General features: G+C 46.5%; 6 protein-coding genes. All 6 read right to left on the bottom strand.

Annotation, left to right across the window (positions count from 1 at the left end; translation table 11 throughout):
• Positions 1-17 precede the first annotated feature (17 nt).
• Entirely contained in the window at positions 18-1085 is a 1068-nt protein-coding gene (locus P5674_RS06495; protein ID WP_006621910.1) for an amino acid ABC transporter substrate-binding protein, read from the bottom strand.
• Between the two features lie 313 nt (positions 1086-1398).
• Positions 1399-1629: a hypothetical protein gene (locus tag P5674_RS06500; protein ID WP_014277398.1), complete on the bottom strand. Its 231-nt coding sequence runs from the start codon at positions 1627-1629 to the stop codon at positions 1399-1401.
• A 317-nt stretch (positions 1630-1946) separates the two neighbouring features.
• Complete coding sequence (locus tag P5674_RS06505) at positions 1947-2342, bottom strand: hypothetical protein (RefSeq protein WP_006616824.1); 396 nt, start codon at positions 2340-2342, stop codon at positions 1947-1949.
• A gap of 14 nt (positions 2343-2356) precedes the next feature.
• Positions 2357-3349, bottom strand: coding sequence for a protein translocase subunit SecF (gene secF, locus P5674_RS06510; RefSeq protein ID WP_014277397.1), 993 nt, complete (start codon positions 3347-3349; stop codon positions 2357-2359).
• 58 nt (positions 3350-3407) lie between these two features.
• On the bottom strand, positions 3408-4799 hold the full coding sequence (gene secD / locus P5674_RS06515) for a protein translocase subunit SecD (RefSeq protein ID WP_014277396.1): 1392 nt from the start codon (positions 4797-4799) through the stop codon (positions 3408-3410).
• A 130-nt stretch (positions 4800-4929) separates the two neighbouring features.
• Positions 4930-5913, bottom strand: a complete 984-nt coding sequence (locus P5674_RS06520; protein ID WP_006616827.1) for an alpha-ketoacid dehydrogenase subunit beta — start codon at positions 5911-5913, stop codon at positions 4930-4932.
• Between the last annotated feature and the right edge of the window lie 87 nt (positions 5914-6000).

Here is a 6000-nt window from a genome sequence, read left to right on the forward strand (position 1 = left end):
TCACCTAATTTTTGTCATTAACGGAATGGTGGAGAAAAGAGTAAACCCCCATTAGTCCATAGCTCATTTTCATTGCGAGGAAGATTAAACTGGGAACCTGCACCTAAATTGCGATCGTAAACTTCCGCATAGTTTCCGACGTGCCTAATCACCCTAGCAGCAAAATCATTAGTTAAACCCATTCCTGTACCTAAATCCCCTTCCACGCCAAGAAAACGGCGAATGGTAGGATTCTCGCTAGTTTGGGCAATTTCTTCGACATTAGCTTGAGTAATTCCTAGTTCTTCGGCTTCAAACAAAGCAAATGTCACCCATTTGACGGTATCAAACCAAGCTGAGTCATTATTGAGGGTTACAGGTCCGAGGGGTTCCTTAGACATAGTAACATCCAGGATAATATGATCATTGGGGTTGGGAAGGGTGCTGCGACGAGCGAGGAGTTGAGATTTATCAGAGGTCATACCTTCACAACGACCCTCAGCATAAGCCGCATAGGCGGGGTCAGCCTGTTGGAATGTCACGGTCTCAAAGGTGATACCCCGTTCGCGCATATTATCAGTAAGATTAAGTTCGGTGGTAGTTCCCGCTTCTACACAGACGGCGCGATCCTGAAAATCTTCTAAGCTGGTAATTCCACTATCTGCGCGAACCATCATACCCTGACCATCATGGAATGTGGTAGGGGCAAATTCCATCCCTACAGATGTATCACGGCTGAGAGTCCAGGTAGTATTGCGCGAAAGCATATCTACTTCCCCGGCTCTCATGGCTTCAAAACGTTCTGTGGAATCTAAGTTCCGATACTGAACTGCATTAGGGTCATCAAATAAGGCTGCTGCTACGGCTTTACAGACATCTACATCTAAGCCAGAGTATTCGCCACTCTGATCAACAAAACTGAAGCCAGGAATACCACCATCTACCCCACAAATGAGGACTCCTCGGTTTTTGACAACATTTAGGCGACTTTGACCGCTGCCTCCGGCGGCTAGTCCGTCAGAACCTGGAGATCCTCCGGGTTCACAAGCTGTGAGTGATAAGGCTGACAAGCAACTTACCAATAATAGAAAACCTCGTTTACCCATAGTTTTTGAATTGTCTTTGAATCGGTTTACATATCGCCACTAAGCCACCCACTATTAAGGTTTGCACCTATCAGGGAGACTTAGGAGAAGAGGGAGAGCCCAATTAATTGGCAACCCGAGGACAGGACTATCTTACAACAGCCTGAGAAGGGAGTTGACAATTTTCATAAACTTACCTTAATTTGGCGATATCGTTCGTGGACAATTTCAAGGGAGTTTGACATAAATTGGCTATATATCGCGATCTTCGGGGAAATTGTGGGGGGGTAATATATAGAGCGATCGCACACCATACTCCGTCCCTAATCGAATATTAAGCCATTGATTCTCCAGACAGACGAGCCTCGGCTAGGTCACGAATTAGAGATATACGAGAGTTGATATACTCATCCAACATATCCCAATCATGACCATTGATGCCTGACTGACTCTTTAGGCGACCTATCAAGCACTGAACCAGGCTATCATCATCCAGGCTTACTAACTGTGAAGGTTGGGTATTTTCAACTAAAGACCAAAGTTGACGGAGCATTGTTGGAGTCATAAGACCTCCTTATGGTTTGTTCATTTTCTCCCCAAAACCGGGAGTGGGTGAGCGTCTTAGATATGCAGCCTGTTCACACTAATTTTAAATTTGTGGTGGCCGCCTTTATTTTTTCTTTATACTGTTAACCATAACTCAAACTCACCCTATCAACCATCAAATTACACAAGATTTCACATGATTTACAAATCTCTTAACTAACTGAAGCATAACTTGACAAAAATGGTTAATTGTAATAATTTATACAAACTGATGGCAAATAATTCTCAGAGAGTCTTGTGGTGGTAGTTGATCTGCTGAGTTATTGGGGCTAATTATTAATAATTATTAATTACCCACCGCCACAGAGGATGAGTTGAACCCTGTTGGCGAATTTTGAGGACTTGTCTTTCTAGGCGTTGGCGATAACTGGGGGGGAAACCGATGAGAATGTTGCGACTTTGCCAAAGTAAGGTGCTGGTAGTCATTCCTAAGCATATACCTAAACCGATCGCAGATAGGCGATTATGAAATAGGCCATGGCGGACTGTAGCCCAGGTAAAATGTTCCATGAGTAGGGAAATGTCCGATCGCATTCCCCACAAACTCAGTGAGCCAATAACTAACCATAATAGGATAATCACCAGCCAGCGACTCCAAACTATCAACTCGTGGAGTCGTTTCATTTGATTTTTCAGGACTGGATCATCTAATGAGGGTTCAGGATAGGACATGGGACTGTAATTATTTATTTTTCCCTGGACACTGGCTGAGGTTCATCATTAGGGACAATGGTTGATTTAGAGGCTTGGCGATCGCGCCACCAACCCAGGAGGGTACTAGCAATAAAAATACTAGAGTAGGAACCTGCAATAAAGCCTATAATCAGGGTGAGGGCGAAATATTTGAGAGTTTCCCCGCCAAACAGGAAAATACAAAACAGGGGTAGTATGGTGGTAACTGTGGTATTGATAGATCGCGCCAAGGTCTGATTAACGGCATTATCCACCACTTCCCCGGTAGAAGCATCAGGCATTTGTTTCAAGATTTCCCGGATGCGATCGTAAATTACCACGGTGTCATTAACAGAAAACCCGATAATTGTCAAGAGGGCTACTAAAAAGAGGGTATCGGCTTCTAAGCCAAAAACGAGACCGAAAATGGAGAATACCCCCATAGTCAGAATAACATCATGGAATAGGGCGACAAATGCAAATACTGCATAGTCAAACTGGAACCGGAAAGTTAGATAGAGGGTAATTCCAGCAAAGGCGACCAGTAAGGCTTTGAGTCCAGAAGTAAAGATTTGACGGCCGAGAGTTGGTCCTACTGTGTCGATTTGGGTAGCGAGGGGGTCAAAAACTCCGATCGCCTCTCGTAAGGCTGCTTCTAGCTGAGTTCGTTCATCAACATTGAGGTTTTTAGTACGAACGGAAACAATTTGGCGATCGCGTTGAATGGGGTCTTTATCCAAAAGTTGAATGGAACTGCTACCCAAGTCCTGAGCCTGCAAAACTTCCCGCACCTGATTAATCTCAATGGGGCCATCGCAATTACCAGCAACAGTGCAATCAAGTTCCAACTGGAGGCGAGTTCCTCCCACAAAGTCGAGTCCTGGGCGTATTGGTGCGCCAATATCAGGATTAGTCCAGGAAAGTAACATCCCCACTATTCCGGTGAGGATAACCGCCGCCGAAATTATCCACCAAAGCGATCGCCGTTTTGTCACACTAAAAGTCATAGTTCCAGATCAAGCCACAATTTAGGAGCAACACAAGAGTTAAGAAAAACCATCAAACCTAATTAGTCTTGGGAATATTTGGACAAAATAATTCAGGCTTGCGGAACTCAGGTAAACTAATCACCGTAAACATGAGAGTGCGGCTAAAGGTAACAGCGGTAAACATACTCACTGCCACCCCCAAGCCCAGAGTCAGAGCAAATCCCTTGACGAGTCCAGTTCCCAGCCAGAACAGAGCCACACAAGCAATACCAGTGGTAACATTTCCATCCAGGATACTGCCAAAAGCCCGATAAAAACCAGATTCTACGGAACGATAGAGAGTTTTTCCAGCCCGGAGTTCTTCGCGGGTGCGTTCAAAAATCAGGACGTTAGCATCAACAGCCATACCGATACTAAGGATAAACCCAGCAATTCCGGGTAGGGTGAGGGTAACTCCCAAGAGGGCAAAAATGGCTAGGGTAAATAAGGCGTAAACCACCAAAGCGACATCAGCGATCGCCCCTGGTAGGCGATAATAAGCCACCATAAAAATTAGCACCAAAATCAGGCCACCACTGCCGGCATAAATGCTGCGCTGAATGCTATCACGTCCCAGAGTTGCGCCAACGGTGCGGTTTTCGACAATTTCCACCGGAACCGGAAGGGCTCCCCCTCGCAGTTGTACGGCGAGATCGTTAGCTTCGGCGGCGGTAAAATTGCCTGTAATTACGGCACTTCCCCCGGTAATTCCGGTATCGGCAAATTCCACGGAAACGGTGGGAGAACTTAACAGACTGTCATCTAAAAAGATGCCAATAGTGCGTCCTGTCCCTGCCAAATTTTTGGTCAGTTCGGCAAAATTTCGGCCACCTTCATTATTAAAGCGCAGGACAATTTCCCAACCATTGCCGCCCTGAGTAGGTTGTGGGAAGGCATCCTGTAGCTGCTGACCGCGAATTATAGGTTCTTGATATAACGAGGCGATCGCCTGATTACTTTCATTGAGTTGTTGGAGGAGTTCTTCGAGTCTAGCATCGTCTCCGGTGGCGATCGCCTGTCTTAACTCAGCATCTAATGCTCGATTCACCTGTATTTCTGCAAACAGCTCTCCCTCCGTCCCCGGTCTTTGTTCCCGGAAATCCAACTGAGCAGTCCCTCCCAGAACCCGTTCCGCTTGTTCTGGGTCACTGACACCAGGGAGTTGCACCAGAATCTGATCCTCTCCTACAGTTTGCACGACAGCTTCCGAAACACCCAAGCCGTTTACACGGTTTTCGATGACACTCTGAACTCCCTCCAAAACCCGCTCATCAATGCGTGGCACCTCATCAGAGGTTTGCAACTGAATCGTGAGTTGAGAACCACCCCGCAAGTCTAGTCCCAGGCGAATAGGAACCCGGACCAAGATAATCAGGGAAGTGATAACCAGGAGCAAGATCAGGAAAAGGAGCGATCGCTGTTTTCGCATACTGAATTCAAAATCGGGAAAGATTAACGACTCATTTTACCATTAAAACCTGATCCCACGTCGAACTACCAGGAAAGCTATGGAACTGCACCCAACCCAACCCAGAAGTCCAGACGCGGAACCCATGGAGCTACACCTGATGGGATAACATATTCTGAACCGCTTCGAGAATCTGTTCCGGCTGTACAATAGTCAACCTTTCCAACATCCCATTATAGGGCGTAGGGATATCCTGGGAGGAAAGTCGCAACACAGGAGCATCAAGTTCATCAAAGAAATTATCATTAATCGAGGCAGTCAGTTCCGCCCCAATTCCCCCGGTTTTCATGCACTCTTCCACAATAATCACGCGGTGAGTTTTCCGAATCGACTCGCCAATGGTATTCAGGTCTAAAGGCTTGAGGGAAATTAAATCAATCACTTCCGGGTCAAAACCCTGTTTCACCATAGCCGGGACTGCCTGCATCACATGATGTCGCATCCGAGAGTAGGTAAGAATCGTCACATCCTTACCCGATCGCACAATGTCCGCCTGGTCAAGAGGAACCAAATATTCCTCTTCCGGTAGATCTTCCTTGAGGTTATACAGCAGCACGTGCTCAAAGAACAAAACCGGGTTATCATCCCGAATTGCGGACTTGAGCAGACCCTTAGCATTATAGGGAGTGGAACAGGCGACAATTTTGAGACCGGGAACCGCTTGGAAATAGGACTCTAGGCGTTGAGAGTGTTCCGCTCCCAATTGACGACCCACCCCGCCGGGTCCACGAATTACCAAAGGCATTTTAAAGTTACCCCCGGAAGTGTAGCGCAGCATTCCACCATTATTAGCAATTTGGTTGAAAGCGAGCAGCAGGAATCCCATGTTCATCCCTTCGATGATGGGTCGCAGTCCGGTCATAGCCGCACCAACGGCCATCCCTGTAAAACTATTTTCTGCAATGGGGGTATCGAGAACTCGCAGATCCCCATATTTCTTATGCAAGTCTTTGGTCACTTTGTAGGAACCACCATAGTGACCTACATCTTCCCCTAGAACCAATACAGCAGGATCGCGAGCCATTTCTTCGTCAGTGGCTTGACGCAGTGCATTAAAAAGTAGAGTCTGTGCCATCGAGATTATCCGAGTATAGTGGATTAGTTATTTTAACAAAATGTTGCGGAATTCCCCTTCCTCGCTTGCAGGGAGGGGATGAATAGT

It is taken from the genome of Limnospira sp. PMC 289.06, assembly GCF_032350395.1.
GTDB classification, from domain to species: Bacteria; Cyanobacteriota; Cyanobacteriia; order Cyanobacteriales; family Microcoleaceae; genus Limnospira; species Limnospira platensis.